Genomic DNA, 25,941 nt, shown 5'->3' with positions numbered 1-25,941 from the left:
AGCGGGCTGCCGACGTGCGTTCCTGGGGTGGGCTGAGATCGCAGGGCAGCGTCCTGCTCGAGCCGGCCGACTGGCTCGCCGCTCCGGCTGCGCAGGATGCGCCGGTGCTCGCCTATGGCAATGGCCGCTCCTATGGCGATTCCTGCCTGAATGATGGCGGCGGGCTGATCGCGGCGCGCCGGCTCGGGCGCATCCTCTCCTTCGATGCCACGAGCGGCGTGATGGTCTGCGAGGCCGGTGTCCTGCTCGACGAGGTGCTGGCGCGCGCCGTTCCGCTCGGCTGGTTTCCGCCGGTGACGCCGGGCACCTGCTTCGTGACCATCGGCGGGGCGCTCGCCAACGATGTCCATGGTAAGAACCATCACCGCGCCGGCACCTTCGGCCGCCATGTCCTTGCCTTCGAACTCGCCCGCTCGGACGGGACGCGCCTGAGCTGCTCGCCTGCCGAGAATGCCGCGCTGTTTGCCGCGACCATCGGCGGGATGGGGCTGACCGGCCTCGTCACGCAGGTGACGCTGCAAATGATGAAGATCGAATCCGGCGAGATGCTGCAGGAGGCGGTCCGCTTCGAGGGGCTGGAGCGCTTCTTCGAGATCGCGGCGGAGTCGGATGCGACGCATGACTACACCGTCGCCTGGATCGACTCACTCGCCGGCGGCCGGAACTTTGGACGCGGCGTGTTCTTCCGGGCCAATCACGCCCCGGCCTCGTCGGCGCCGCCGGCCAAGGCCGCAAGGGCATTGCCTTTCCCGCTGACGCCGCCGGTCTCGCTGATCAACCGGCTGACGCTGAGCGCCTTCAACGCGCTCTACCGGGGAGCCCAGCCGAAGACGGCCGAGCCTCGGCGCATTCCCTATCGGCCGTTCTTCTACCCGCTCGACCGGGTGAACAACTGGAACCGCGCCTATGGGCCGAAGGGTCTGCGCCAGTTCCAATGCGCCGTGCCGATGGCCGATGCGCGCCCGGCCGTCGAGGAGATGCTGCGCCGGACGCTGGCGGCCGGCGAGAGTTCCTTCCTGACGGTACTGAAATTGTTCGGCGATGTGCCGTCGCCGGGGATGATGTCGTTCCCGATCCCCGGTGCGACGTTGACGCTCGACTTCCCGCATCGCGGCGAGCGCACGCTGAAGCTGCTCGACGAGCTCGACCGCATCGCGATCTCGGCCGGCGGGCGCGTCAACCCTTACAAGGATGCACGCATGTCGCCGGCCACTTTCGCGGCGTCCTTCCCGCACTGGCGGGACTTTTCCCGCCATATCGATCCTGCCTTCTCCTCCGACTTCTGGCGGCGGGTCATGGCCGGCTGAAGCATTTTCGAGCGAAGCGGGCACCGGTTCGCCTGAAGAAAATGCGATAAGGCAAGGAGCTGAGCGCCTCCGCGATTCAACGAAACGCGGAAGCGCTCTGGCGCTCAGGCCGAGGCCTTTTCCAGCGAAGGCGAGGGCTGCTCGACGGTCTTGACCGTCAGCGTGTGCTTCTTGCCGTCGCGGGCGGTCCAGGCGATCGACTGGCCGGCGGTGAGCCCGATCAGCGCCGTGCCGATCGGCGTCAGGATCGAGATCTTGCCCTGCTCGATATCGGCCTCGCCGGGGAAGACGAGCTGGACGCGGCGGTGCTGGGCGCTGTCGGAGTCGAACTCGACGATCGAGCCCATGCGCACGACATCGGCCGGCATCTGCTTGGGGCTGACGACCTTGGCGCGGTCCATCTCGTTGAGCAGCTCCTCCGCAACTTCGGGAATGCGCTCCAGCGCGGCAGTGGCGAGCCCGGTCAGGCGTTCGAGATCGCTTTCCGTGACGACGATCTTGGGCTTGCGGGGAGGCTTCTGGGTCATGATGACGCGGGTATCCTGTGGTGACGCGTGCAGGCGCGACGGCGCTGCTTCGGAAGACGAAAGACTGGGAGGTTGCGCCTGCTGGATCGTGCTGCGGACAGCGTCGACGGCCCCCCTGAACTCGGGGCGCGTTGGGCCGAGTCCGGGGCTAAAGGTCCGCGATCGGGTGGATCCGGAAAACAGTGCGGCGCAGAGCGGTCATGTACCTAAATTTGGTCCCTTCCTTGTTTCTGTCAAGCCTCGCCGGGCGAGCTCCGGCGCGGGTGCACGGGCAAAACGAAAGGGGCCGGCGTGAGCCGGCCCCTTCGCAAGCAGGTTGATGTGGTGGCGGCTCAGCCCTTGCTGACCGCGACCTTGCGCAGATAGTCGGTGACGATCCGGGTGATGCCGCGCGAGAGCAGGTCGTCGAGCGCGTTGACGAACTCGTCGCACTGCTCGCGGGTGACGATCAGCGGCGGCTCGAGCCGGATGACGTTGCGGTTGTACTCGGTGAAGGCGACGAGCACGTCGTAGTCCTTCAGCAAGAGCGCGCCGATGAAGCCGCAGAGCGAGCCCTTCAGCTTGTCGTCGAGCAGCGCCACCATGTGCTTCAGCCCAAAGGGCATGGTCTCGCTGATGTCCTGGAACTCGACGCCGATCATCAGCCCGCGGCCGCGGATCTCCTTGAGCAGGCTCGGATGCTTGGCGCGCAGCTGGTTCAGCCTCGCGATCAGATAGTCGCCCTGGCGCTTGGCGTTGCCCATGAGGTCTTCCTCATAGAGCACGTTCAGCCCCTCAATCGCGCTGATGCAGGCCTCGCCCATGCCGCCGAAGGTAGCCTGTGCGTGGATCAAAGCGGTCTTCGGCTTGCCATAGGCCTTCATGTAGAGCTCGCGGCGGGCGATCATCGCACCCATCGCCGCCTTGGAGCCGCCGAGCGCCTTGGCGAGGGCCGTCACGTCGGGCACGACGCCGTCGCGCTCGAAGGCGAAGAACTGGCCGGTCCGGCCGAGCCCGCACTGCACCTCGTCGGCGACCCAGAGCACGCCATGCTTGTCGCAGAGCGCGCGCAGCTCGCGCCAGAATCCCTCGGGCGCCTCGACGATGCCGCCGCCGCCCTGGATCGTCTCCATCACGACGATGCCGATGGCGGGGTCGCTCTCCAGCGCCTGGCGCACCGCCTCGATGTCGCCGAAGGGCACCTTGACCCGGTTCTCGACCAGCTTGAACTGCGACTGGTAGAGGTTGGAGTCGGTAACCGAGAGCACGCCCTTGGTCTTGCCGTGGAAGGAGTTGGCGGCGTGCAGGATCTTGGACTTGGCGGGTCCCTGCGCCTGCTCGGCGACCTTCAGCGCCGCCTCCATCGCCTCCGAGCCGGTCGAGCCGAGGAAGACCATGTCGAGGTCGCCGGGCGCGATCTGGGCGAGGTTGTGGGCGAGAGCCGAAGCGTATTGCGACATGAACGCCATGCAGATCTCATGGCGGTTCTCGTCCTGGAACTTCTGCCGCGCCGCGATGATGCGCGGGTGGTTGTGGCCGAAGGCGACCGAGCAGAAGCCGCCGAAGAAATCGAGGATCTTGCGGCCGTCCTTGGTGATGTAGTGCATGCCCTCGGCGCGATCGACGAGGATCTTGTCGAAGCCGAGCAGCTTCAGGAAATGCACCTGGCCGGGGTTGATATGGGCGGTGAAGAGGTCCTTCACCTGCTGGGTGTCGAGCTGCTTGGCGCCTTCGACGCTGATCAGCTTCGGGCGGGCGGGGTCGGTGGCGGCCACGGTGTCCTCGTTCCGGTAAGCGGGCATGCTCATGCTGCGAGGCTCCTCTGCGCCTTGTTCCCTGCGGTCCTGGCTTTGCGATATTCGGTGTAGGCGGCGAGCAGCATGTCCTCGTCGCGGTGCTTCGGCGTCCAGCCGAGCTCGCGCTTGGCCTTGCTGGTGTCGAGGATGCAGACCTCGTTGGCGATCTTGTACTGCTCGGGGTCCATGATCGGCAGGTTGACCGCGTCCAGCGTGTCGAGTGCGAGCTTGACCAGCGGCGCCGGGGTCGGCAGCAGGATCGACTTCGAGCCGGCATGTTTGATCAGGTCGCCGAGCAGCTTCTTCACAGGTGGCGGGTCGTCTGAGCCGAGATTATAGGCGCTGTTCGGGAAATCCGCCTTCCAGGCGGCGATGCAGGCGCTGGCGCAGTCGAACACCGAGATGAACTGGTAGGGGTTGCTTCCTGCGCCGATCATCGGCACCGGCAGGTTGAGGTCGATCAGGCGGAAGAGCTTGACCAGGATGCCGAGCCGCCCCGGCCCGATGATCAGGCGCGGCCGGAAGATCGGAATCTGGAAGCCCCTGTCGCGATAGCCCTGGGCCAGCTTCTCGGTGGCGAGCTTGCTCTCGCCATATTCGCCGAGCGGGTTAGCCGGATGGGTCTCGTCCTGCGGCACGGTCACGGCGTGGCCGTAGATCATGTCGGTGGTGAAGTGGACGAGCTTGCGCGCGCCGTTCTTCTCCATCCATTTCAGGATGTTCTCGGTGCCGTGATAGTTCACCGGCCAGAAGAAATCGTGGCGCTCCTTGCGGGTCACGATCGGCGACAGCATCTTGGCCGAGAGGTTGTAGACGAGGTCGTCCGGCGTCAGCGCGATGCTCTCGACGCTCCCGGCATCGGTGACGTCGATCTTCTGGAACGGCACCCGGTCGTAATGGGCGTGACCGCTCTTGTGGATGTCGCAGACGAGGACGTTCTCGCCCATGGCGGCGAGGTCGGCCGCCAGATGCGAGCCGACGAAGCCGTCGCCGCCGATGATGATGTGTTTCATGACTGGTGGGCCGCTGTTTCGAAGGGCGGGAGCTGCATCAACGCGGCGCGTCGGGCAGGCGGGGGCGGGTGCGTGCGGGAACCGGGATCGGCTTCAGCGTGGGCTCCGCCGGCGGGACGAGGAAGGTGCCGAGGCGCAGAATGAAACGGGCGATCAGGTCCATGGCTTTCCTCAGCTCTGTGCGATGAAGACCGTGCCCAGGACGATGAAGCCGATGCCGGCGATGCGGGCCGGGCTCAGATCCTCCTGGAAGACGAAATAGGCGTAGACCGCGACCACGACGTAGGCGAGGCTCAGGAACGGGTAGGCGTAGCTGATCTGCACCTTCGACAGCACGATCAGATGCGAGGCCATGCTGACCACGAAGGTGCACAGGCCTGCGAAGACGAAAGGGTTGAAGACGACGCGAAAGACGGTCGCGATCAGTCCATCGCCGCCGACATCGAGATGCCCGACGCCGGTCATGCCGCGCTTCAGCATCAGTTGCGCGGCAGCATTGGTCAGCACCGTGAACAGGATCAAAGGCAGGTAGGCATTCATCGGCGCTGGATTTTCCGCGTGGCTGATGCGGCCTTGAATGGCGCGGAAAATACTTCGAATGCCTTACGCTACGGGACCTTATCGGCCCGTAACCTTAAAAGTGTACTGCGCCGACCGCGGAAAGACCGCGGCTTCCCTTCAGCCATGCCGCATTGCCTCGGCTTCCAGCCGAGGCAATGCGGAACGGGCACGCGAAATTGTGGCGGGAATGTGCAGCCGATTGATCCCGGAGCCCCGCTGCTCTAAGGTTAATCATTCCTTAACCTGGATTTTCAACCCGCCATGGCCGACCTGCTCCGGCTCGCGTCCCGTACTCGCTCCGAGCTCCTGCAGGCCAGCCCCTGGGCGTGGCCGCACGAGGCCGCGCTCACCTCGGCCGAGGGTCCGCCGCAGCACGGCTCGGACGAGCTTCGCGCGATCCACGCGGCGCGGCGCGAGGCGACCTTGCGCCGCCTTGGAGCCGGGGGCGCGGCCTGGAACGCCTGGGCGGCGACCATGACGAGCCTGCGTCGCAAGGCGGGCGACGATCCGGCCCTGGCCCGGCTCTGGCAGCTGCTCGCCGGTGTCGAGCTGGTCGACGAGACCTTCGACGGTGAATTCGACGTCGCCGGCTTCCACTTCCCGGGTGCGGCACGCTTCGCCGGCTCCGCCTTTGCCAGCGATGCCTGGTTCACCGATGCCAGGTTCTCCGGGCCCGTCGATTTCCGCGACGCGACTTTCGGGCGCGATGCCTTCTTCGAGCGTGCGCGGTTCGCGGCGGGGGCCGATTTCGGCGGGGTGCATTTCAAGCGCAGCGCGGAGTTTCGCGAACTCTCCTGCGCCGGAACGCTCGGCTTCGTCGAGGCCGAGTTCTCCGGCAGCGTCTGGTTCCGCAGCTCTTTCTTCGAGGGGCCGGTGCGCTTCCGCGGCGCGCGGTTCGGCTGGGAGGCGGGGCTGGGCGATTGCCGCTATCGCGGTCCGGCGGATTTCGCCGAAGTCGACTTCGCCGACAATGCCGGCTTCGAGAACGCGATCTTCGAGCAGAGCGCGACCTTCGCAGATACGCGCTTCTGCCAGGCGGCCTGGTTCAGCGGGGTGCAGTTCCGCGGCGAGGCGGTGTTCGACCGCACCCGCTTCCTCGGCCGCCGGCATTTCGACGGCATCGCTGTGTCAGTGCCCCAGACCCCGGTGGCGACGCAGGCCGCGGTCCTCGAAAGGCTGCGCGCCGCCTTTTCAGGCTGAGCAGGCGCTGCCGGTCAGACCGGCAGCGCATCGTCCTTGGCGATGGTCTGCTGCAAGGCGGGCCGTGCCAGCATCCGCTCCATATAGGCCTCGAAGACGGGCAGGCGCGGCAGGGCGCCGATGATGTTCATGCCGAAATGGATGCCGCTGCCGAGCTGGGTGTCGGCGGCTGTGAAACGCTCGCCGGCGGCATAGGGGTGGGCGGTCAGCCGCTTCTCGAGATTGGCGACGGTGTCGGCGTGCGAGCCGAAGGAGAAGCCGCGCGCCTCATAGGCGAAGTTGTGCACCTTGGCGGCGATGATCGGGTCGAGCACCGCGTCGGTGTAGACCAGCGCGGTCAGGAAGGCGGCGCGGTCGGCATCGCCGATCGCGGGGGCGAGCCCGGCCTCGGGAAACCGCTCGGCGAGATAGAGGCAGATCGCGGCGCGCTCGGTGACGACCGTGCCGTCATGGACGATCGCCGGCACCTTCTTGTGCGGCTGGATGCTGCGGTAGCTTTCCGGCGCGCCATCCTTCGCGCGAATGTCGACCAGTTTCATCTCATAGGGCTGGCCGAGTTCCTCGAGCAGCCAGAGGATGGAGAAGGAGCGCGACTGCGGCGAATGATAGAAGGTCAGCATGGCGATGTCCTTTTTGGCGTTTCCTCAAGCCGTGGACGCGCTGATAGGATTGCCATGTGTCAGTAGTTGTCAGGATCGACCCCGCCCCGCCAAAGCGTCGGAGCCGAAACGCGAGCGGGCGGGGGCTCCCTTCACTGTCGGCTGCCGGGGCTATTTCCTGCGCGCCACGATGAAGGGGCGGCTGTCCTTCCCCTTGCTCGCATGGCGTTCCACGCTCAGCACTTCGAAGCCTGCGGCCGCGATGCGAGCGCTCAGGTCCTGTGCGCTGAAGATACCGGCGTAGGGCGCCTTTCCGATCATCTGCATGAGGGGCAGGACAAGTCGGATCAGCGGGTTCATGTCGCCGAGGCTGGGAGTTTTGGAGACGAACAGCCCGCCCGGCGCGAGCAGCGCATGGATGCTGCGCAGCGTGCCGCCGAGGTCGCGGACCAGATGGAGGTAATTGAAGGCAAGGACGGCATCGAAGCGAGCGCCCTCGGATGCAACGGCCTCCGCCGTCGCTGCGCGGAAGGCGAGACCGGGAACCGGGCCGGCCGTGCGCTTCTCTTCGGCGATCGCGATCATCCCGGAGGATATGTCCGTCGCGAGGTAGGATCCGACACCGTCGGCCAGTCGCAGCGCCGTCGTTCCGGTTCCGCAACCGAGTTCCAGCACCGTGTCGCCGGGCTTCAACAGGGCGCGAACCTGCTCCAGCGTGCGCTCATAGCCGGCCTGATCCGAAATGCGCGACCTCGCATAGCGTCTTGAAGATCGGTCCCAGAAGCGGGCATCGCTCGCCGTGCTCATGCGTCTCTCCCTCGCGATGCGGGCTTAGCACAGCTGCCGCTAAAGGCTCATGGTTTCCGGCGGCGCTATCCTGTCGTCGCACGCTGCCGTCGGCGTTTGGAGGGAGCCAGGGTTGACCCGGCTTTCCCAAGTCCGGTTAAATCGCGGCGGGGGGCGTTGCAGGGATGATCATGCTGCGCGCCATTGTCTTGACTGCCGCCGCTCTCGCTTTCGCTACGCCTGCGTCGGCCTATTCCAACCCGATCAGCCGCGGGCTCGCGGACTTCCTCAACATCTTCAGCGAGCAGCCGGTGCTGCGCCAGGTCGTCCCCTGGAACGGCAAGCAGGCGCCCGGCACGGTCGTGGTCTCGACCAGCCAGCGGCGGCTCTACTACGTGCTCGGCCGGGGGCAGGCGATCCGCTATGGCGTCGGCGTCGGCCGGCAGGGTTTCAGCTGGTCGGGCACGAAGACCGTTTCGCGCAAGCGCGAATGGCCGGACTGGCGTCCGCCCGCGGCGATGCTGAAGCGCCGGCCCGACCTGCCGCGCTACATGGCGGGCGGGATGGAGAACCCGCTCGGTGCGCGGGCGATCTATCTGGGATCGAGCCTCTATCGGATCCACGGCTCGAACGAGCCTGATACGATCGGAGCTGCGGTCTCCTCGGGCTGCATCCGGATGACCAATCGCGACGTGATGGACCTCTATGATCGCGTCAGGCCGGGGACCAAGGTCATCGTACAGCGCTAGAGCATCTTCGAGCGAAGCGGGTACCGGTTCGCATGAAGGAAATGCGCTAGCCGTCGCTATGGCCGCGCCTGATGCGGCGGACCATGGTCCAGACCCCGAGCAGAGCGAAGGGGACGAAGAGCGCGGTGGCGATGCCGACATCGACCGGCAGATAGCCGGCATCCTTGGCGCCCTTGGCGAGGTAGCCGAACAGGCTGACGACGTAATAGCCGATGGCGGCGACGGAGAGCCCCTCGACCGTCTGCTGCAGGCGCAGCTGCATGCGGGCGCGCTCGTTCATCGCCGCCAACAGGTCGCGGTTCTGCTGCTCGAGCGCGACGTCGACGCGGGTGCGCAGCAGGTTGGCGGCGCGGGCGAGCTTGCGCGACAGGTCGGCCTGGCGCTCCTGCAGCATCTGGCAGGTGCGCATCGCCGGCGCCATGCGCCGGGACAGGAAGGCGGCGATGGTCGGCCAGCCGCCATAGGCGACCTCGTCGATCGCCGCCAGGCGCTGGTGGACGATGTTGTCATAGGCGCGGCTGGCGCCGAAGCGGTAGTTCGAGGAGGCGGCCTCCGACTCCATCGGCGCGGCGAGCGCCGTCATCTCGTCTAGCAGGGCATTGTCGGCCGCGAGCCCGTCGGTCTGCGTCATCGTGCCGGCGATGCGCACCAGCGCCTCCTCCGTCGCGCGCACGGAAGGGGCGAGGCGCTGCGCCTCGGGCAGGCCGAGCAGGGCCAGCACGCGATAGGTCTCGATTTCGAGCAGGCGCTGCGCCAATGCACCGGCACGCGAGGGCGTCAGCGCCCGGTCGAGCACGAGGATGCGCACGAACCCGTCCGGGCAGGGCCGGAAATCGGTCGCGGCGAGCGCGGCCTCGCCATCGACGAGCGAGGCGGCGAGGCTCGCCGGGTCGAAGATCTCTTCGAGCGGCGGAGCCGCTCGTTGCGGCAGGAGATGCAGGTCGACGGCGACGAGATGCGGCCCCGGCTGCGGCAGCTCCAGCATCTGATGCGGCAGCGCGTTGCTGCCCGGCGCGAAGGGCGTGCTGCCATTGCCCGGCAGCTCCCAGCTATAGGTGGTGAACTCGCTGTGCTGCTCCCAGCGCAGGCCGATCTCGCCGAGCCGGGCGCGGTGATGCTTGGCGCCGTCGGCAGGCCCTGCGACGCCGCGCCCCTCGCAGAAGCGGGCGAGTGCCTCGCGATCGGCATTCGCCTGGGCCTGATCGGTCATGAAGGCGAAGTGTAGCAGGCGCCGAGGCGTCTCCAGCGGCGCGAAGGGGCGGGCATGGATCTCGGCGAGGATCGCAGCACGGGAAGGGTGCGCGCTCAGCGTCGGGGCCGGCCTTGCGTCGGTGCGATCCATGCGATGTGCCCCCGCCGCGGCGGCTCTGCGGCCGAACTCCGCTTCCGTGGTCGAGCTTGCCGCAAAGCCCCGGGGACGAAAAGATCGCCATGGCGTCGCATGCCCGGCCGGGCTGGCATGGGAAATGGCCGCGCGGTATCGTCCCGCAGCCAGCTGGGGATGTCCGCCATGACCTCGCGAATCCGACCTTCGGGCATGCGCACTTTTCGCGCGCTCATGGTCCTTGCCGCCGCCGCGACGGCGCTGCTGATCGGTGCCGGCTTTGGGGGCATCGCCAGCGCCGAGGTCGCCGACGGTCCGGCCAAGCGCGACATCGAGCGCCATCTCGGCCGCAAGGCCGCCAGGGTCGTCGAAGGACCGGTGTTCTACGGCGATTTCAACGGCGACGGCCGGCGCGACGCGGTCGCCTTCATCTATGCGGAGACCGGCGGCAACAGCACGAGTCTCGACGTGCTGCTGTTCACCGGCGGGCCGGACGGTTTTCGCTTCTTCCGCAAGGCGGAGGGCGTGTTCGGCGAGGGACCGCGCAATGTCGCGATCAGGCCGGGCGCGATCGACGTGACCGTGACGACGCTCGGCCCCAACGATGCGCGCTGCTGCCCGACGCTGGAGAAGAACCTGACGATCGAGATTTCGGGCGTCAGGCGCGGGCGGCGCTAGGCGGCGGCCGCGCTGCTGCTGACGCGATCCGGCGGCGACCGGAATAGGTTCGCAGGCATCACCTTCGCCCGCTCATCCATCAGGAGCGCCCGTGCCCCTGCCAAACCGCATCCGCCCCGATGGTTCGCTGTTCGCCGATCCGGCGCGCGGCACGCTGTTCGGCAATCGCGGCGGCAAGTTCCACGATCAGGCAACGCAGGCGCTGCCGAAGCGGCTTTTCGCGACGAAGCAGTGGATTTGCTGCGTGCTTTCCTTCAAGGGCCGGCAGCGCGACGTCTGGGGCCGCTACTACACCGAGCTGTTCTTCTGCGACGAGGTCACTGCTCTGGCGGCCGGGCACCGGCCCTGCATGGAGTGCCGGCGCAAGGATGCGCTCGCCTATCGCGACGCCCTGGTCGCCGGGCTCGGCTTGAAGGAAACGCCGCTCTTTCCCGAGATCGACGAGCGGCTCGACAGCGAAAGGCGCGACGGCCGGAAGAAGCGTCTGCACGAATTGCCGGCCGAGGGGCTTCCGGACGGGGCGATGCTCGTCTCGGCCGAGGGCGAGTTCCTCGCCTTGCGCGGCTCCAAGGCGCTGCTCTGGTCGCCGGCAGGTTATCTCGCGGCGCGGCCGTGGCCGGCTGGGCCGGTCGCCGTCCTGACGCCGCCTGCGTCGCTGGCGGCGCTTGTGAACGGCTATCAACCTCTCTGGCACCCGAGCGCCGCCAAACTGGCCTGAAACGCCGCCTCCCTCCCTTGTCATTCGCCTCCGTTGCCGCAACGTCGCGCCCGTGGACCGCCGACAGCGAAGGCGCGTGCTCGGTCGATCCGGGGGAGGAGATATCCATGTTGCGCAAGACCGTTTGGGCGCTCGCATTCCTGCTCGCCGGCTTCGGCGGGGAGCCGGCCATGGCCGGGGCGCTCTCGATCACCGATGCCGATCCGGTGGCGGTCGTGACCATTCCCGATGCCTGGACGAGCAGCAAGATCGCCCGCGGGGTCGAGATCAAGACGCCGGACGACGAAATCTATCTCTGGTTCGAGCTGGTCGCGCCGGGCGAGATCGACACGGTCCAGAAGGAGCACAACGGCTATTTCGACAAGGAGGGCGTCACCATCACCGGCGCCTCCGAGACGATGAAGCAGGAGGTCAACGGCAAGGCCTGGTCCTTCACCGAGCTCAAGGCCAAGAGCAAGGATGGCGACTCGATCATCCGCTACATCGCGATCAACCCGAACGTGCCGAGCGGCAAGATCATCATGATGACCTATTGGGCTTCGCTCGACGGCCACAAGGAGCACGACGCGGCGATGAAGAAGCTGATCGACAGTCTCGCCTTCAAATAGGCGCCAGGCCGCACTCGCGTGCAACGCAGCTTCGGCGCGGCCCGCGGTTCCTGACGGGCCGGGAACCTTCCGGGGGCCTGCGACGTTGTCCCGCCATCATCACCGATGGCAATCAAGGGGGCAAATCATGCGCTCGATCGCATTGTGGCTGCTTGGGATTCCGATCCCGATCATCATCCTGATCTGGCTCTTCGTCCGCTGACCTTGGTCCGCTGACAGGAACTGACAGAATAAATTGCTATGGCCGGGCGCGTCCCGGCCATATTCTTTTGCGGTGGGGAGTCGCGCAGGCTGGGCGGAGCTGCGCGGCGTCGCCTTCATCAGATCGCCTCATCCCTCCAGCAGCGTTCCGCCATGCAGCCAATCATCCAGATTTCCGGTCTCTCGAAGACCTATGCCTCGGGCTTCCAGGCGCTGAAGAGCGTCACGCTCGACATCAGGCGCGGCGAGATCTTCGCCCTGCTCGGGCCGAACGGAGCCGGCAAGACGACGCTGATCAGCATCGTCTGCGGCATCGTCAATCCGAGCACCGGGACGGTGCTCGCCGACGGCCACGACATCATCGCCGACTACCGGGCCGCGCGCAGCCGCATCGGCCTCGTGCCGCAGGAACTGACCACCGACGCCTTCGAGACCGTCTGGGCGACGGTGTCGTTCAGCCGCGGCCTGTTCGGCAAGCCGAAGAACCCTGAGATCGTCGAGCAGGTGCTGCGCGACCTCTCGCTCTGGGACAAGCGCGACAACAAGATCATGACGCTGTCCGGCGGCATGAAGCGGCGCGTGCTGATCGCCAAGGCGCTGGCGCACGAGCCGCAGATCCTGTTCCTCGACGAGCCGACGGCGGGCGTCGACGTCGAGCTGCGCCAGGACATGTGGAAGCTGGTGCGGCGGCTGCGCGACAGCGGCGTCACCATTATCCTGACCACGCACTACATCGAGGAGGCCGAGGAGATGGCCGACCGGGTCGGGGTGATCAGCAAGGGCGAGATCATACTGGTCGAGGACAAGGCCGAGCTGATGCGCAAGCTCGGCCAGAAGCAGCTCACCCTGCATCTTCAGACGCCGCTCGCCGAGGTGCCGGAGGCGCTCGCGGGCCATGGGCTGACCTTGCGCGCCGATGGCACGGAACTGGTCTACAGCTACGACACCAAGGCCGAGCGCACCGGAATCACGGCACTGCTCAGCGATCTTGGTGCGGCCGGCATCCGCTTCAACGACCTGCAGACCAGCCAGTCCTCGCTCGAGGACATCTTCGTCGGCCTTCTGAGGGCGAACGCATGAGCGCCGCGACCATGAACCTGCACGCGATCAAGGCGATCTACCTGTTCGAGATGGCGCGGACCTGGCGCACGCCCCTGCAGAGCATCCTCTCGCCGGTGATCTCGACCTCGCTCTATTTCGTCGTCTTCGGCGCGGCGATCGGCTCGCGCATGCAGGCGATCGACGGGGTGCCCTACGGCGCCTTCATCGTGCCTGGCCTGATCATGCTCTCGCTGCTGACGCAGAGCATCGCCAACGCCTCCTTCGCAATCTATTTCCCGAAGTTCACCGGCACGATCTTCGAGCTGCTTTCGGCGCCGGTCGCCTGGTGGGAGGCGGTCTTCGCCTATGTCGCTGCGGCGGCGACGAAATCGGTGATGCTCGGCCTGATCATCCTCGTCACCGCCTTCCTGTTCGTGCCCCTGAAGATCGAGCACCCGCTCTGGATGCTGCTCTTCCTGGTGCTGACCGCGACGACCTTCAGCCTGTTCGGCTTCATCATCGGCGTCTGGGCCGATGGTTTCGAGAAGCTGCAGGTCGTGCCGCTCCTGATCGTGACGCCGCTCGCCTTTCTCGGCGGCTCGTTCTACTCGATCGACATGCTGCCGCCCTTCTGGCGGGCGGTGACGCTGTTCAACCCGGTCGTCTACCTGATCAGCGGCTTCCGCTGGAGCTTCTTCGGCTTCGCCGATGTCGGCATCGCCGTCAGCCTGACCATGACGCTGGTCTTCCTCTGCGCCTGCATCGCGGTCATCGCCTGGATCTTCAAGACCGGCTACCGGCTGAAGAACTAGGGTCGGATCCCGAGGGCGTCACATTCGTTCTTGCCGGACGGCGAGCGAAGCGCGGAGTAGGGTTGGCCTCGGTCCTGTGCCGTTTCTTCGAGCGAACCCCGGCTGATGATCAGCGAAAGCAGGTCGGGGCGGGAATAGTGGCCGCCGGCATCGACTGCGGACTTGGCGGCGAGAACGGCCTCCATCGAGCCTTCGGCGAGCAGGATGGTCTCGCCTTCGGCCGGGCCGGCGATGATCTCGCCGCGGGGATCGATGATGCAGCTCTGGCCCGTGTGCTCGTAGGTGGCGAGTTCCCGATAGCGCTCCGGCACGTCCTCGGTCATCCGGATGCCGGCGGCGCAGATGACATAGCAGGCCGCTTTCGAGGCGAAGGCACGCGAGAGCAGGTGCTGGCGCGGCCAGATGATGTCCGGATAGGGCGGCGCATTGGCGGGCTCCCGGCCCGGCCACGCCGCGACGTGGATTTGGGTGCCCTGCGCCGCGAGGGCCTGCCCCGGCAGGAAGAGATTGTGCTCCCAGCAGTTCAGACCGCTGATCCGGCCATAGGAGCGCTGGTGCACCCTCAGGCCTTCGGCGTCGCCATCGCCCCAGATGGCGCGCTCGACATGCGTAGCCTTCAGTTTGCGGTGCCGCCCGAGGATTCGCCCCTCCCGTCCGATGAAGAGCAGCGTGCAATAGACGGTGCCGAGCGTCGCCGTGTCGCGTTCCACCACGCCGATCACCACGTCGATGCCGCCCTCCCTGGCGGCCGCACAAAGCCGATCCGTCGTCGGCCCGGGAATCTCGACGGCGTTGGCCTGATACTCAGCCATCGCCTGCCAGCTCAGCGGGCGGAATTCTGCGTCGGCGAAGAACGGATAGCCGTGGAGCCAGGCCTCGCCGAAGGCTGCGATCGTGGCCCCTGCCGCCGCGGCCTCGGCGATCAGCCGGCAGGCCTTCTCCGTCGCGGCGTCGCGGTCGAACAGGATCTGGCGCGCCTGGATCGCCGCGAGCGTGAACCGCCCTTCGACTGCCATGACCGTCTCCCATTGCGCTACCTGGAACACGTTTCCGAAGCGATGTTAGCTGCCTGCTGACATAACGAAATCAAAACTGCATTATTCCCGGCATAAGCGACCGTTATCGAGGCGGAGATGCCGCGAAACCTCGACATCGCCTTGCTGCGTGCCTTCGATGCCGTCGTCGCAGCCGGCGGCATCACAGCGGCTGCGCGGCTTCTCAACCTGACGCAGGCTGCGGTCAGCCTTCAGCTGAAACGGCTCGAGGACAGCTTCGGCTGTCGCCTCGTCGAGCGGGGCCGCGCCGGCATCCACCTGACCCCGCAGGGAGAGCGCCTGATCGGGCAGGCGCGTCGGCTGCTGCGCCAGAACGACGAGGTCTGGGCGGCGATCGGCAGGCCTGCCTTCGCCGGCGAGGTTAGGCTCGGCATGCCGTCTGATCTCGTGCGGCCGTTCGGAACGCCGATCCTGCGGCGTTTCGATCGGGCCTGGCCGCAGGTGCGTGTCGTCATCGTTTGCGACAGCAGCGGTCGCTTGCTCGAACAGCTCGATCGTAGGGACATCGATCTCGCGATCGTCGTCCAGAGCGCCGACACGACGGGCGGCGAGACGTTGCGGGTCGAGCCTCTGAGCTGGGTCGGCGCGCGCAATGGAACGGCCCATCTGCGCGAGCCGCTGCCGCTTTCGACAGGCGACGATACCTGCCCGCATCGCCCGATCGCGCTGAAGGCGCTCGCTGCCGCTGGGCGGGACTGGCGCTTCGTCTGTGAGGTCGCGAGCTTCGAAGCGATCTGCGCTCCGGTCGAGGCCGATATCGCCGTCTCGCCGATGCTGCCTTCGACGGTACCGGAATCGCTGGCCGTTCTGAAGGAGTCGGTCGGCCTTCCGCCACTGACCGACTTCCTCATCAATCTTTACCTACCGCGTGCCGGCGCAAGCGATGCAGCTCTGGAGCTGGCCCGCAACATTCGCGAGCTGCACGGCGGGTAGCCTGACCCGGTCCGCTCAGGCTGCCTTGATCTGCTTGAAGAAGGTGTCGACCTCGCCGCGCAGCGTCGCCGCCTCGCGGGCGAGGTTCTCGGCGGTGCGCAGCACCTCGGCGGCAGAGTGCATCGCGTCGTCGGAGGCGGCGGTGACGCCGGCGAGGCGCTGCGCCACGGTCGCTGCGCCATGGGCGGTCGCCTGGGCGTTGCGGGCGATCTCGGAGGTCGTCGCGCGCTGCTCCTCGGTCGCGTCGGCGATGGCGCCGGTCTGGTGCGAGACGTCGCTCATCGTGCGGGTGATGGTGCCGATGGCGCTGACGGCGCCCTCGGCCTCGCCATGGAAGGCCTCGATCTGGCTGGCGATGCCATTGGTCGCCTCGGCGGTGCGGTTGGCCAGCGTCTTCACCTCGGCGGCGACCACGGCGAAGCCGCGCCCGGCCTCGCCGGCACGCGCGGCCTCGATGGTGGCGTTGAGGGCGAGCAGATTGGTCTGCTCGGCGATGTCGCGGATCAGGTCGATGACGGTGACGATCTGCTCGGAGGCGCGGGCGAGATTGCCGACATGGCGGCTGGCGCCGAGCGCCTCCTCGCTGGCGCCGCCGACCATCGCATTGGCGCGGGCGACGCGGGCCGAGATCTCGCTGATCGAATCCGACAGGTTCTCGGCAGCGGTCGCGACCTGCTGGACATTGCCCGAGGCCTCCTGCGATGCCGACTGGGCACGGCCAATCTCGGAGGTCGCGGCGACGGCGAGGCCGTTCAGCATGCGTGCCGCGCTCTCCAGCGACTGGACGCCGCCGCCCACGGTCTGGAGCGCGCCCGCGAGCCTGGCATCGAAGGCCGCGACGATCTCGTCTATGCGCCGCTGGCGCGCGATCCTTGCCTCCTCGTCGCCGGCAGCGGCGGTTTCTAGCAGGGCGCGGGCGCGCGCATTGTCGCGGAAGACTGCGACCGAGCGCGCCATGTCGCCGATCTCGTCGCCGCGCTCGACCAGCGGAATCTCGTCCACCGGCTCGGCCGCCGCCAGCGCCCGCATCGTCGCCGCAAGCCGCAGCAGCGGCCCAGCGATACGGCGCTGGACGATGAGCAGGGCAAGCGCCAGGCCCGCCGCGATGGCGAAGGCGCCGGTGCCAATCAGCAGGCGCGAGCTGCTCTGCTGCATGTGCACGAGTTCGGTATCGAGGGAGGCGCTGTGGGCATCGTTGCTGCCGGCGAAGCGTTTGAGCGTTTCGTTGAGCGCCTTGCGATTGTTGCGATTGGCCTCGTCGTCGCCCTTCGCCCGGGCCGCCGCGATCGAGCCTGCGCGCGCAAGGCGCACGATCTCGCGACGGAAGGTGATGAACTCCTCGACGCTCTTGGCCACGGCCGTGAAGCTGTCGCGATCACCGGGGCCGATCAGCGGCTGCCAGTCCTGCATCAGCACGTCGATCTCGCGCAGCCCCTGCAGCAGCAAAGGAATGAAGCGTTCGGCGTCGGCAGCGTCCGCGCTCATGTAGATGCCGCGCGATTCCATCACGGCGCCGTTGACCAGGCCGTTGATGCGCTCTGCGATGGCGGCGCGCTGCGAGGCAGCCTGCATCTCCCGCGTCATCATCGCATAGCGTTCGAGCGTCTGGACGCCGACGGCGATCGCGAGTGCCGCCGCCAGGGCGAGCAGCAGCACGGCCGCGAGGATCTGGCTCGATATCGTGCGCAGCATGGCCATCGGTTCTTGGGCGCGCCTGCCGCGACTTTCCCCCTGGCGCGCGGCGTGAAACCGTCGAGCAGTCAAGCCGGGTTTGGTTAATATTACGTTCGAGCGACCTGAAATCGCCTGATCGGGCAGGTGCGTGGCGATTGACTCAGGCGCCGCCATCCTGTCTCAACCACGCCATGACCGATCTTCAGACCATCGACGGCGCCGTGGCCGCCGCCGCGCCGCATGCGCGCCGCCGTACCTTCGCGATCATCTCGCACCCGGACGCGGGCAAGACCACGCTGACCGAGAAGCTTCTGTATTTCGGCGGCGCGATCCAGCTCGCCGGCGAAGTCAGGGCCAAGGCCGGCCGCCGCCAGACCTCGTCCGACTGGATGAAGATCGAGCGCCAGCGTGGCATCTCGGTCGTGACCTCGGTGATGACCTTCGAGTATGGCGGGCATGTCTTCAACCTGCTCGACACGCCGGGCCACGAGGACTTCTCGGAGGATACCTATCGGACCCTTACGGCGGTCGACAGTGCCGTCATGGTGATCGACGCCGCCAAGGGCATCGAGGCGCGTACCAAGAAGCTGTTCGAGGTCTGCCGCCTGCGCGACATCCCGATCGTGACCTTCATCAACAAGGTCGATCGCGAGACGCGCGATCCCTTCGACCTGATCAACGAGATCGAGACGACGCTGGCGCTCGACGTCGCGCCAATGACCTGGCCGGTCGGGCGCGGGCGCGAGTTCGTCGGCACGCTGGATTTCGCCTCGAACACCTTCCGCCGCAACCAGAAGGGCGACGAGACCGATGCCGGCACGCCAGTCGCAGGCGAGGACGACAAGCTGTTCGACGAGCTCCTGCCGAACGGCGCGGTCGACAGCTGGCGCGAGGAGGTCTTCCTGGCGCGCGAGGGCCTGAAGCCGTTCGATCTCGCGGCCTTCCGCGAGGGCCATCTGACGCCGCTCTATTTCGGCGCCGCGCTGCGCGACTATGGCGTGCGCGACCTGATCGACGCCCTCGGCCGCCATGCGCCGAGTCCGCGTGCCCAAGTCGCCGACAAGCGCGCGGTCGAGGCGGACGAGCCGAAGATGACCGGCTTCGTCTTCAAGATCCAGGCGAACATGGATCCGAACCATCGCGACCGCATCGCCTTCATGCGTGTCTGCTCGGGCAAGCTCTCGCGCGGCATGAAGGCGAAGCTGGTGCGCACCGGCAAGCCGATGCCGCTCAACGCGCCGCAGTTCTTCTTCGCCCGCGACCGCTCGATCGCCGAGGAGGCCTATGCCGGCGACATCGTCGGCCTGCCCAACCACGGCACGCTGCGCATCGGCGATACGCTGACCGAGGGCGAGGAGATCATCTTCAAGGGCGTGCCCTCCTTCGCGCCGGAAATCCTGCGCCGCGTCAAGCTGAAGGACGCGATGAAGGCCAAGAAGCTGCGCGAGGCGCTGCAGCAGATGGCCGAGGAGGGCGTCGTCCAGCTCTTCCTGCCGCATGACGGGGCGCCCGCCATCGTCGGCGTCGTCGGCGCGCTGCAGCTCGACGTGCTGAAGGAACGCATGGACGTCGAGTACTCGCTGCCGGTCGATTTCGAGCCCTGCCAGTTCTCGATCGCCCGCTGGGTCTCGAGCGAGGACAAGGCGGCGCTGCAGAAATTCGTCGCGCTGAAGCCGTCCTCTATGGCCGATGATCTCGACGGCGACCCGGTGTTCATGGCCTCGTCGCAGTTCACGCTGAAATACGACGCCGAGCGTGCGCCCGACATCAGCTTCTCCGATGTGAAGGACTACCAGAAGGTCGCCGGCGGCTGAGGCCGCGACCCGACGGGCGCAGCTGCAGGCATGGATTATAGCATCATCTGATGCTATAAATGATGCCGGTGGAGAAGGCGATGCGAACGACCGTCACTCTGGACGATGAGCTCGTCGAAAGGGCTCAGGCCTATACGGGGATCACTGAACGCTCGATGCTGCTGCGCGAGGCGCTCACCGCGCTCATCCAGCGTGAGGCGGCGAGGCGAGCGATAAAGCTGGGAGGCTCGGACCCGGATGCGAGCGCGGCGCAGCGCCGCCGCCTGCCTGCGGCGTGATCCTCGCCGACACTTCGATCTGGATCGACCATCTGCGGCGTAGCGAGGCGCGGCTCGTCGCGCTGCTCTCGGACAATCAGATCCTCATGCATCCCTTCGTCTTGGGAGAGATCGCGCTCGGTTCGCTGGCAAGGCGCGGCGCGGTCATCGAGATCTTGGAGGAGCTGCCCCAGGCTGCCATCGCGACACATGGCGAGGTCATGGCTCTGGTCGAGCGGGAGCGCCTGAACGGGCTCGGGATCGGCTATGTCGACGTCCACCTCCTGGCCTCGGCGCGACTGGCCGGGGCCGGCCTCTGGACGCGTGACCAGAGGCTGCTTTCGGCCGCGGAGAAGCTCGGCCTGGCGACCGGGTAGACGCCCGAGCCGGGCCTCAGCCGCGCCAGCGGGCGAGCGCGTCGGCGATGGTCTGGTTGCCGGAGACGCCCTTCTCGAAGGTGATGATGCCGCGCCGGCCCGAGGCGAAGCGCACCGGCAGGTCGATCCAGGACCTGGACTGCAGCAGATCGAGATTGCGGTCGGATTCGATCTGGACGTTCGACAGCGCCGCCACGAACAGGTTCTCGCCGAGCGCAGAGGCGATGGCCGAGAGCGGCGCGCCGCGCTCGCTCTCATCGGTCTTGAACTGCGGCACGCCGACCTCGCGGATCGCGTCGCTCGCCGCCTCGCCGGTGGTGGTGAAGCGCATGCCGATGATGTGCGAGGCCGGGAAGGCCTGGTCGGTGTTGCGCCGGATGGTGAAGTCCAGTGCGAGCCCCGCATCGGGAACCTCGACGGTCGCGCGCACGATGGTCTCGACCGGCTGGCCCTGGCCGACCGTGTCGCTGTCGAGCCGCCAGAAGACGCGGCCGGGCACCGTGCGCGGCTGCTGCGGCGCCTCGGGCACTTCGATATAGAGCACGGCGCGCTGGGCGACGGCGATGTCGCTGGTCTGGCCTGGCGTGCCCGGGGCGCTGCGGGCGTTTCCGGGCTGCGATGCCGGCGTCTCGGGCGTGCCGGCGCGTTCGCTGATCTTGCCGGAATGCTCGGGCTGGGCCGGCTGGGCCGGAGCCTCGGGGCGTGGCCTTGCGGCCTGCTCCGGCTGCGGACTGATCTTGTTGACGTAGTAGGCGGCGCCCGCGATCACCGCGACGGCGAGCGCGACGCCGACGCCGACGACCGCCGTGCGGACATGGCCCGGATTGACGCTGCGCCCGCGCGGAGGGGCGACGCGGGGACGGATCGGCGCCGTGTCCTCGCGCAGCGGCGGCTCGTCGAAGCGAGCGTTGTCTGCTGCAGGGGCGGGCGGAGCGGGGCGTTCCGCCGGTGACTCCGGCCTTGCGGGCGGCGTCGGCTCAGCGCTGCGCCGCTCGCCCGACGGCTGCGGCGGGAAGCTCGGCTCGATCGCTTCGGCGAGCGCGATCTCGGCCTCGATGCGCGAGACCGCTTCGTCCAGTGACAGCCGCTCGCGGGTGATGTCGGCTTCCGAGAGCGGCGGGTCGAGGCTGCGCAGCTGGGCGAGCAGGGCGGCGCGGGCACGGTCATAGACCGCCCGGCGCGCCTCGGGCGACTTGTCGGTCAGCCCGGCGATCGCCCGCGCCAGAATGGGGTGAAAATCGGCCATTGGCCTCAAATGTCCGTGTTGTCCCGGTCCGTCAACCCTCGAACGGGTTCTGGACCAGGATCGTATCGTCGCGCTCCGGGCTGGTCGAAAGCACGGAGACCGAGGCGCCGATCAGCTCCTCGATGCGCCGGACATACTTGATCGCCTGAGCCGGCAGCTCGGCCCAGGAGCGGGCCCCGGCGGTGGAGCCTTCCCAGCCGGGAATGGTCTCGTAGATCGGCTCGACGCGGGCCTGGTCGCTCTGGCCGGCCGGCAGATGCTCGAGAATCTGGCCGTCGAGGCGGTAGCCGGTGCAGACCTTGATCTCCTTGAAGCCGTCGAGGATGTCGAGCTTGGTCAGCGCGATGCCGTCGATGCCGGAGGTCTTGACGGTCTGGCGGACGAGGCAGGCGTCGAACCAGCCGCAGCGACGCTTGCGGCCGGTGACGACGCCGAATTCCTTGCCCTTCTGGCCGATCAACTCGCCGATCTCGTCGAAGAGCTCGGTGGGGAAGGGGCCTTCGCCGACGCGGGTGGTGTAGGCCTTGGCGATGCCCAGCACATAGCCGACGGCGGAGGGGCCGAGGCCGGAGCCGGTCGCAGCCTGGCCGGCGACGATGTTGGAGGAGGTCACGAAGGGGTAAGTGCCGTGGTCGACGTCGAGCAGGGCGCCCTGCGCGCCCTCGAACAGGATGCGCTTGCCGGCGCGGCGCTCGGCGTCCAGCAGGGCCCAGACCGTGTCGGCATAGGGCAGGATCTGCGCGGAGATCTCGGTCAGCTGGGCGAGCAGCTCGGTGCCGTCGACCTCGGCGATGCCGAGACCGCGGCGCAGCGCGTTGTGGTGGGCCAGCAAACGCTCGATCTTGGCTTCGAGGACGGTGCGGTCCTTGAGGTCGATGACGCGGATCGCCCGGCGGCCGGCCTTGTCCTCATAGGCCGGGCCGATGCCGCGCTTGGTCGTGCCGATCTTCAGCGTGGTGTTCGAGGTCTCGCGGAAATGGTCGAGCTCGCGGTGCAGCGGCAGGATCAGGGTCGCATTGTCGGCGACGCGCAGATTCGCAGGCGAGATCTCGACGCCCTGGGCGCGCAGCCGGGCGATCTCCTCGACGAGGTGCCAGGGGTCGACGACGACGCCGTTGCCGATCACCGAAAGCTTGCCCGGGCGCACGATGCCGGACGGCAGCAAGGAGAGCTTGTAGACGACGCCGTCGATGACGAGCGTATGGCCGGCGTTATGGCCGCCCTGGAACCTGACGACCACATCGGCCTGGCTCGACAGCCAGTCGACGATCTTGCCCTTGCCCTCGTCGCCCCACTGGGCGCCGACCACGACCACGTTCGCCATGGTGGTGACCTTTCTCTCGCTGCCGAAGCCCGTCCGCGGAAGTGGGATCACTTCCGCAACCGGACCATGCTCCAGGTTGGGCCGGCGCGAAATCCCATCGTCCGGCCGATTCGGGCCAAAGCGAAAGCACACCGGCGCAAAGCGCCCGCACAAACGAAAACCCCGGCGCAAGGCCGGGGTTTCGGGGAGGTCCTTGCAACCCCTCTTCCTCCAAGAGCATGGCGAGGTCAAGGCGCAGGCCCGCAAAGCCGGGGGACGAGTAGGCCAGGCATCCGCAGATTTTGCCTGCGGCTGCGCGGTGGCTGGCCATATGAGGGCGACGTTTGGTCGCCAGCCGCGACAGCGGTTCACGATGCGGCTTCATCTTCTGACGGTGCTCGCGTCGGCTGGTGAAGGGCAGCTCTGCGATTATCGTTGTTGCGGGGGCGGGCAGTCAGGACTAACCCGGCGCCATCCGTCACCTTGGGGCCCGCCACGATGCAACCGATCGCCATTTCGACGCTGACCATCTGCGGGATCGAGGAGCTGCCGGCGCAGAGCGCCCGCAAGGTCAGCCATGTGCTCTCGCTGCTCGATCCGGATCTGCCGGAGCTGCAGTCCTTCGTGGCCTATGACGCGCATGAGCGCACGACATTGCGCTTCCACGACATCATCACGCCGCAGGAAGGCCGCGTGCATCCGACAGAGGCGCATGTCGACGAAATCCTCGACTTCGGCGCCAAGCTGCGCGAGTCGGCTTTGAAGCGGCAGGAGGGGCACCTGCTCGTCCATTGCCATATGGGCATCTCGCGCTCGACCGCGGCGATGCTGTCGCTGATCGCGCAGGTCCATGCCGATGAGGGCGAGGACGCGCTGTTCGCGCGGCTGCGGGCGATCCGGCCTCAGGCCTGGCCGAACTCGGTGATGATCGGCTTCGCCGACCAGGCGCTGAAGCGCGGCGGCCGGCTCACCGATGCGCTGCGCCGGCATTATGCCCACCAGCTCGAGGCCCAGCCGCGCTACCGCCAGTGGATGGCCGATCTCGGCCGCAGCGCCGAGATCGAGATGGCGGGCTGAGTACGCTCGTTCCCGGCCCGCGCCGGCAGAGTTCTCCGGCTTCGGCCGCTGGCCAGTCGCGAGAAGCATGGCGGTTTTGCCGTTGCCGCAGAGGGAGACGGCGGCGATCGGCCCTATGAATTCAAGGGACGGTGGCTGGCGATGGCATGAGCCATGCCTGCAGAAGAACGCCGCCGGCAAGGGGAACGCGACCATGACGAAGCTCGACGACTGGCTCGGCCAAAACCATGCCGAGTTCACGGCGATCCGCCGCGACATCCACGCCCATCCCGAGCTCGGCCTGGAAGAGCATCGCACGGCCAAGCTCGTCGCCGACAAGCTGCGCGAATGGGGCGTCGAGGTCACCGAGAATATCGGCCAGACCGGTGTCGTCGGCGTCATCCGCGGCAAGGGGCCGGGCCAGCGCGCCATCGGCCTGCGGGCCGACATGGACTGCCTCGCCCTCGAGGAGCTGACCGGGCTGCCGCACGCCTCGAAGTTTCCGGGCCGGATGCATGCCTGCGGCCATGATGGCCACACGACCATGCTGCTCGCGGCCGGGCGCTATCTCGCCGAGAACCGGGATTTCGGCGGCACGGTCAACCTGATCTTCCAGCCGGCCGAGGAGGGCCGCGGCGGCGCCAATGCCATGCTCGCGGACGGGCTGTTCGAGCGTTTCCCCTGCGACGCCATCTACGGCCTGCACAATACGCCGGGCGTGCCGGCATCGCATTTCGGCACGGCGGTCGGCCCCTTCCTGGCGGCGGCCGATTCGTGGCGGGTGACCTTCCGCGGGGTCGGCGGCCATGGCGGCTCGCAGCCGCATCGCTCGACCGACATCACCTATGCGCAGGCACATTTCGTGCTCGGCCTGCAGGGCATCATCGGCCGCAATGTCGCGCCGCTCGACACGGCTGTGATCAGCGTCGGCTTCATCCATGGCGGCGATGAGAACGCCTCGAACGTCATCCCGTCCGAACTGGTCATCGGCGGCACGGCGCGGACCTATTCGCAGGATGTGCGGGCTCTGGTGGAGCGGCGCATCGCCGAGCTTGCGGCTGCGACGGCGCAGGCCTGGGGCTGCGAAGCGGACGCCCATTACCATCGCGGCACCAGCCCGCTGGTCAACGCGGCCGAGCAGGTGAAGGTCGCGGTCGCAGCGGCCTCGTCCGCCGTCGATCCCGCGCATGTCAACGGCCAGATGCTGCGCGGCACGGGCGGCGAGGACTTCGCCGAGATGATGCTGGTCTGCCCCGGCGCCTTCATGCGCATCGGCAACGGCGTCGAGGCGGACGGCTCCTTCAAGGGCCTGCACACCCCGCTCTACGACTTCAACGACGCGATCATCCCGACCGGCGTGCGCTACTGGGTCGGCCTCGTCGAGCAGGAGCTCGGCCAGGGCTGGCAGGCCGTCGCTGCGGAGTGACACCGTCATGGTCGGGCTTGTCCCGACCATCCACGTCTTCCTTCAAGCAATGCGGTGTTCAAGACGTGGATGCTCGCCACAAGGGCGAGAATGACGGGTAGACCTGCGCGACCCCTCATCCGCCCCTTCGGGGCACCTTCTCCCGCAAGGGGAGAAGGGAGCGAGCTACCGCCGCGTCTGGTCGAAGACGACCTCGCGGTCGCCGGGATACTTGATCCGGTAGGCGAGGCGGATCTCCTTCTGCGCGCCGGGAGCGAGCTCAAAGCTCCAGGCCGAGACGCCGCGCTTGTCGCCGACCTGCTTCTCGGTCGGCGGCGTGCTCTGCGACAGCAATTCCACTGTGATGGCGCTGTTCTCCGAGAATGGCACCCGCTCGGTCACGGTGAGCTTGACCGGCTGGGCGTGCAGGCTCTTCACCACCGTCTTGAATTCGCGCTGGTCGGTGCGGGTCGCGCCGAGCCAGCCGGAATCGTTCTCGCGCCGGCGCACCGGCACGCGCGTCACCTTGAGGCGGTCATCGGCGCCGAAGCCGAGCTCGACCTTGTCGCCCGGCGCGACCTGCCGGAGGCGCCCCTTGCCGATATAGGCGCCGTCGCGGTGGAGATAGACCTCGCCGGCGAGCAGCGGCGCCTCATCCTCATGGCTGAAGCTGGCTTCGAGATAGGCCTTCTCCTCCAGCTCCGGCGTGGCGCGGGCCGAGAGCTCCGGCCTGACCTTGCCTTGCGTCAGCACGACTGCCTTGCTGGAGCCGTCCGGCGGGATGGAGACCCGGCCCGGGACGATGAAGCTCGCCTGATAGGCACCGGCGCTGACGCTGGCGGTCTGGACCTCGGCCTGCTGCTTCTGGAAGGCGTCGGCGGCGGGCTCCGGCGCGGCGGGGGCGGGGGCGATCGCCAGAGCG

At 67.6% G+C, this 25,941-nt stretch carries 27 protein-coding genes; 14 read left to right on the top strand and 13 right to left on the bottom strand.

Annotated features, from left to right (window positions below; genetic code table 11):
- Window positions 1–14: 14 nt before the first annotated feature.
- Window positions 15–1,307, top strand: coding sequence for an FAD-binding oxidoreductase (locus RKE40_RS16660; protein WP_316019351.1), 1,293 nt, complete (start codon window positions 15–17; stop codon window positions 1,305–1,307).
- A gap of 104 nt (window positions 1,308–1,411) precedes the next feature.
- Here the strand turns inward: RKE40_RS16660 and rnk are convergent, their stop codons facing one another.
- The 5 genes from rnk to RKE40_RS16635 form a co-directional block, all read right to left on the bottom strand.
- Window positions 1,412–1,834, bottom strand: coding sequence for a nucleoside diphosphate kinase regulator (gene rnk / locus RKE40_RS16655; RefSeq protein WP_316019350.1), 423 nt, complete (start codon window positions 1,832–1,834; stop codon window positions 1,412–1,414).
- A 332-nt stretch (window positions 1,835–2,166) separates the two neighbouring features.
- A complete protein-coding gene (locus RKE40_RS16650; RefSeq protein WP_316019349.1) occupies window positions 2,167–3,621 on the bottom strand; it encodes an aspartate aminotransferase family protein in 1,455 nt (484 codons plus the stop codon).
- On the bottom strand, window positions 3,618–4,622 hold the full coding sequence (locus tag RKE40_RS16645; RefSeq protein WP_316019348.1) for an NAD-dependent epimerase/dehydratase family protein: 1,005 nt from the start codon (window positions 4,620–4,622) through the stop codon (window positions 3,618–3,620). The genes RKE40_RS16650 and RKE40_RS16645 overlap by 4 nt, the downstream gene beginning before the upstream one ends.
- A gap of 37 nt (window positions 4,623–4,659) precedes the next feature.
- On the bottom strand, window positions 4,660–4,785 hold the full coding sequence (locus tag RKE40_RS16640; protein WP_316019347.1) for a hypothetical protein: 126 nt from the start codon (window positions 4,783–4,785) through the stop codon (window positions 4,660–4,662).
- An 8-nt stretch (window positions 4,786–4,793) separates the two neighbouring features.
- Window positions 4,794–5,162 carry a DMT family transporter gene (locus RKE40_RS16635; RefSeq protein WP_316019346.1) on the bottom strand — a complete coding sequence of 123 codons (369 nt, stop codon included), beginning with the start codon at window positions 5,160–5,162 and terminating at the stop codon, window positions 4,794–4,796.
- 282 nt (window positions 5,163–5,444) lie between these two features.
- On the opposite strand from RKE40_RS16635, the gene RKE40_RS16630 reads away from it, so the two are divergent.
- Entirely contained in the window at window positions 5,445–6,383 is a 939-nt protein-coding gene (locus RKE40_RS16630) for a pentapeptide repeat-containing protein (RefSeq protein WP_316019345.1), read from the top strand.
- 14 nt (window positions 6,384–6,397) lie between these two features.
- On the opposite strand, the gene RKE40_RS16625 is transcribed toward RKE40_RS16630, so the two are convergent.
- Entirely contained in the window at window positions 6,398–7,003 is a 606-nt protein-coding gene (locus tag RKE40_RS16625; RefSeq protein WP_316019344.1) for a glutathione S-transferase family protein, read from the bottom strand.
- A 150-nt stretch (window positions 7,004–7,153) separates the two neighbouring features.
- Entirely contained in the window at window positions 7,154–7,789 is a 636-nt protein-coding gene (locus tag RKE40_RS16620) for a class I SAM-dependent methyltransferase (protein WP_316019343.1), read from the bottom strand.
- Window positions 7,790–7,959: 170 nt separating this feature from the next.
- Between RKE40_RS16620 and RKE40_RS16615 the strand changes: the two genes are divergently transcribed.
- Complete coding sequence (locus RKE40_RS16615; RefSeq protein WP_316019342.1) at window positions 7,960–8,517, top strand: L,D-transpeptidase; 558 nt, start codon at window positions 7,960–7,962, stop codon at window positions 8,515–8,517.
- Window positions 8,518–8,563: 46 nt separating this feature from the next.
- Here RKE40_RS16615 and RKE40_RS16610 read toward each other — a convergent pair whose 3' ends face one another.
- A complete protein-coding gene (locus tag RKE40_RS16610) occupies window positions 8,564–9,859 on the bottom strand; it encodes a DUF3422 family protein (protein WP_316019341.1) in 1,296 nt (431 codons plus the stop codon).
- Between the two features lie 195 nt (window positions 9,860–10,054).
- On the opposite strand from RKE40_RS16610, the gene RKE40_RS16605 reads away from it, so the two are divergent.
- The 5 genes from RKE40_RS16605 (at window position 10,055) to RKE40_RS16585 (ending at window position 13,899) form a co-directional block, all read left to right on the top strand.
- The gene (locus RKE40_RS16605) at window positions 10,055–10,519 is read left to right on the top strand and encodes a hypothetical protein (RefSeq protein ID WP_316019340.1); all 465 of its coding nucleotides are present in this window, start codon (window positions 10,055–10,057) and stop codon (window positions 10,517–10,519) included.
- Window positions 10,520–10,610: 91 nt separating this feature from the next.
- Window positions 10,611–11,237, top strand: coding sequence for a hypothetical protein (locus RKE40_RS16600; RefSeq protein ID WP_316019339.1), 627 nt, complete (start codon window positions 10,611–10,613; stop codon window positions 11,235–11,237).
- A 107-nt stretch (window positions 11,238–11,344) separates the two neighbouring features.
- Window positions 11,345–11,845, top strand: coding sequence for a hypothetical protein (locus tag RKE40_RS16595; protein WP_316019338.1), 501 nt, complete (start codon window positions 11,345–11,347; stop codon window positions 11,843–11,845).
- A 354-nt stretch (window positions 11,846–12,199) separates the two neighbouring features.
- Entirely contained in the window at window positions 12,200–13,126 is a 927-nt protein-coding gene (locus tag RKE40_RS16590) for an ABC transporter ATP-binding protein (RefSeq protein WP_316019337.1), read from the top strand.
- Window positions 13,127–13,137: 11 nt separating this feature from the next.
- Window positions 13,138–13,899: an ABC transporter permease gene (locus RKE40_RS16585; protein WP_066478225.1), complete on the top strand. Its 762-nt coding sequence runs from the start codon at window positions 13,138–13,140 to the stop codon at window positions 13,897–13,899.
- Here RKE40_RS16585 and RKE40_RS16580 read toward each other — a convergent pair.
- On the bottom strand, window positions 13,896–14,915 hold the full coding sequence (locus RKE40_RS16580) for a carbon-nitrogen hydrolase family protein (protein WP_316019336.1): 1,020 nt from the start codon (window positions 14,913–14,915) through the stop codon (window positions 13,896–13,898). The genes RKE40_RS16585 and RKE40_RS16580 overlap by 4 nt on opposite strands.
- Window positions 14,916–15,032: 117 nt before the next feature.
- Here RKE40_RS16580 and RKE40_RS16575 point away from each other — a divergent pair, with 117 nt between their 5' ends.
- Entirely contained in the window at window positions 15,033–15,887 is an 855-nt protein-coding gene (locus RKE40_RS16575; RefSeq protein WP_316019335.1) for a LysR family transcriptional regulator, read from the top strand.
- A 15-nt stretch (window positions 15,888–15,902) separates the two neighbouring features.
- Here the strand turns inward: RKE40_RS16575 and RKE40_RS16570 are convergent, their stop codons facing one another.
- On the bottom strand, window positions 15,903–17,579 hold the full coding sequence (locus RKE40_RS16570; RefSeq protein ID WP_316019334.1) for a methyl-accepting chemotaxis protein: 1,677 nt from the start codon (window positions 17,577–17,579) through the stop codon (window positions 15,903–15,905).
- Window positions 17,580–17,752: 173 nt separating this feature from the next.
- On the opposite strand from RKE40_RS16570, the gene RKE40_RS16565 reads away from it, so the two are divergent.
- The 3 genes from RKE40_RS16565 to RKE40_RS16555 all read left to right on the top strand — a co-directional run bounded on the left by RKE40_RS16565 (window position 17,753) and on the right by RKE40_RS16555 (window position 20,009).
- Window positions 17,753–19,375: a peptide chain release factor 3 gene (locus RKE40_RS16565; RefSeq protein ID WP_316019333.1), complete on the top strand. Its 1,623-nt coding sequence runs from the start codon at window positions 17,753–17,755 to the stop codon at window positions 19,373–19,375.
- An 80-nt stretch (window positions 19,376–19,455) separates the two neighbouring features.
- On the top strand, window positions 19,456–19,653 hold the full coding sequence (locus RKE40_RS16560; RefSeq protein WP_316019332.1) for a type II toxin-antitoxin system VapB family antitoxin: 198 nt from the start codon (window positions 19,456–19,458) through the stop codon (window positions 19,651–19,653).
- Entirely contained in the window at window positions 19,650–20,009 is a 360-nt protein-coding gene (locus tag RKE40_RS16555; protein WP_316019331.1) for a type II toxin-antitoxin system VapC family toxin, read from the top strand. The genes RKE40_RS16560 and RKE40_RS16555 overlap by 4 nt, the downstream gene beginning before the upstream one ends.
- Before the next feature lie 16 nt (window positions 20,010–20,025).
- Here RKE40_RS16555 and RKE40_RS16550 read toward each other — a convergent pair whose 3' ends face one another.
- On the bottom strand, window positions 20,026–21,255 hold the full coding sequence (locus RKE40_RS16550; RefSeq protein WP_316019330.1) for a serine/threonine-protein kinase: 1,230 nt from the start codon (window positions 21,253–21,255) through the stop codon (window positions 20,026–20,028).
- A gap of 31 nt (window positions 21,256–21,286) precedes the next feature.
- Window positions 21,287–22,579 (bottom strand): adenylosuccinate synthase, encoded by a 1,293-nt coding sequence (locus RKE40_RS16545; RefSeq protein ID WP_316019329.1) that lies wholly within the window; start codon window positions 22,577–22,579, stop codon window positions 21,287–21,289.
- Between the two features lie 477 nt (window positions 22,580–23,056).
- On the opposite strand from RKE40_RS16545, the gene RKE40_RS16540 reads away from it, so the two are divergent.
- Together RKE40_RS16540 and RKE40_RS16535 are read left to right on the top strand one after the other, a co-directional pair.
- Window positions 23,057–23,635 carry a tyrosine phosphatase family protein gene (locus RKE40_RS16540; RefSeq protein WP_316019328.1) on the top strand — a complete coding sequence of 193 codons (579 nt, stop codon included), beginning with the start codon at window positions 23,057–23,059 and terminating at the stop codon, window positions 23,633–23,635.
- 193 nt (window positions 23,636–23,828) lie between these two features.
- Entirely contained in the window at window positions 23,829–25,040 is a 1,212-nt protein-coding gene (locus tag RKE40_RS16535) for an amidohydrolase (protein WP_316019327.1), read from the top strand.
- Between the two features lie 165 nt (window positions 25,041–25,205).
- Here RKE40_RS16535 and RKE40_RS16530 read toward each other — a convergent pair.
- Window positions 25,206–25,941: DUF4139 domain-containing protein (locus RKE40_RS16530; RefSeq protein ID WP_316019326.1), on the bottom strand; the 736-nt coding region annotated here is incomplete at its 5' end.

Source organism: Allobosea rubneri (assembly GCF_032464875.1).
Taxonomy (GTDB): domain Bacteria; phylum Pseudomonadota; class Alphaproteobacteria; order Rhizobiales; family Beijerinckiaceae; genus Allobosea; species Allobosea rubneri.
This window is presented reverse-complemented; position numbering and strand designations above follow the sequence as displayed.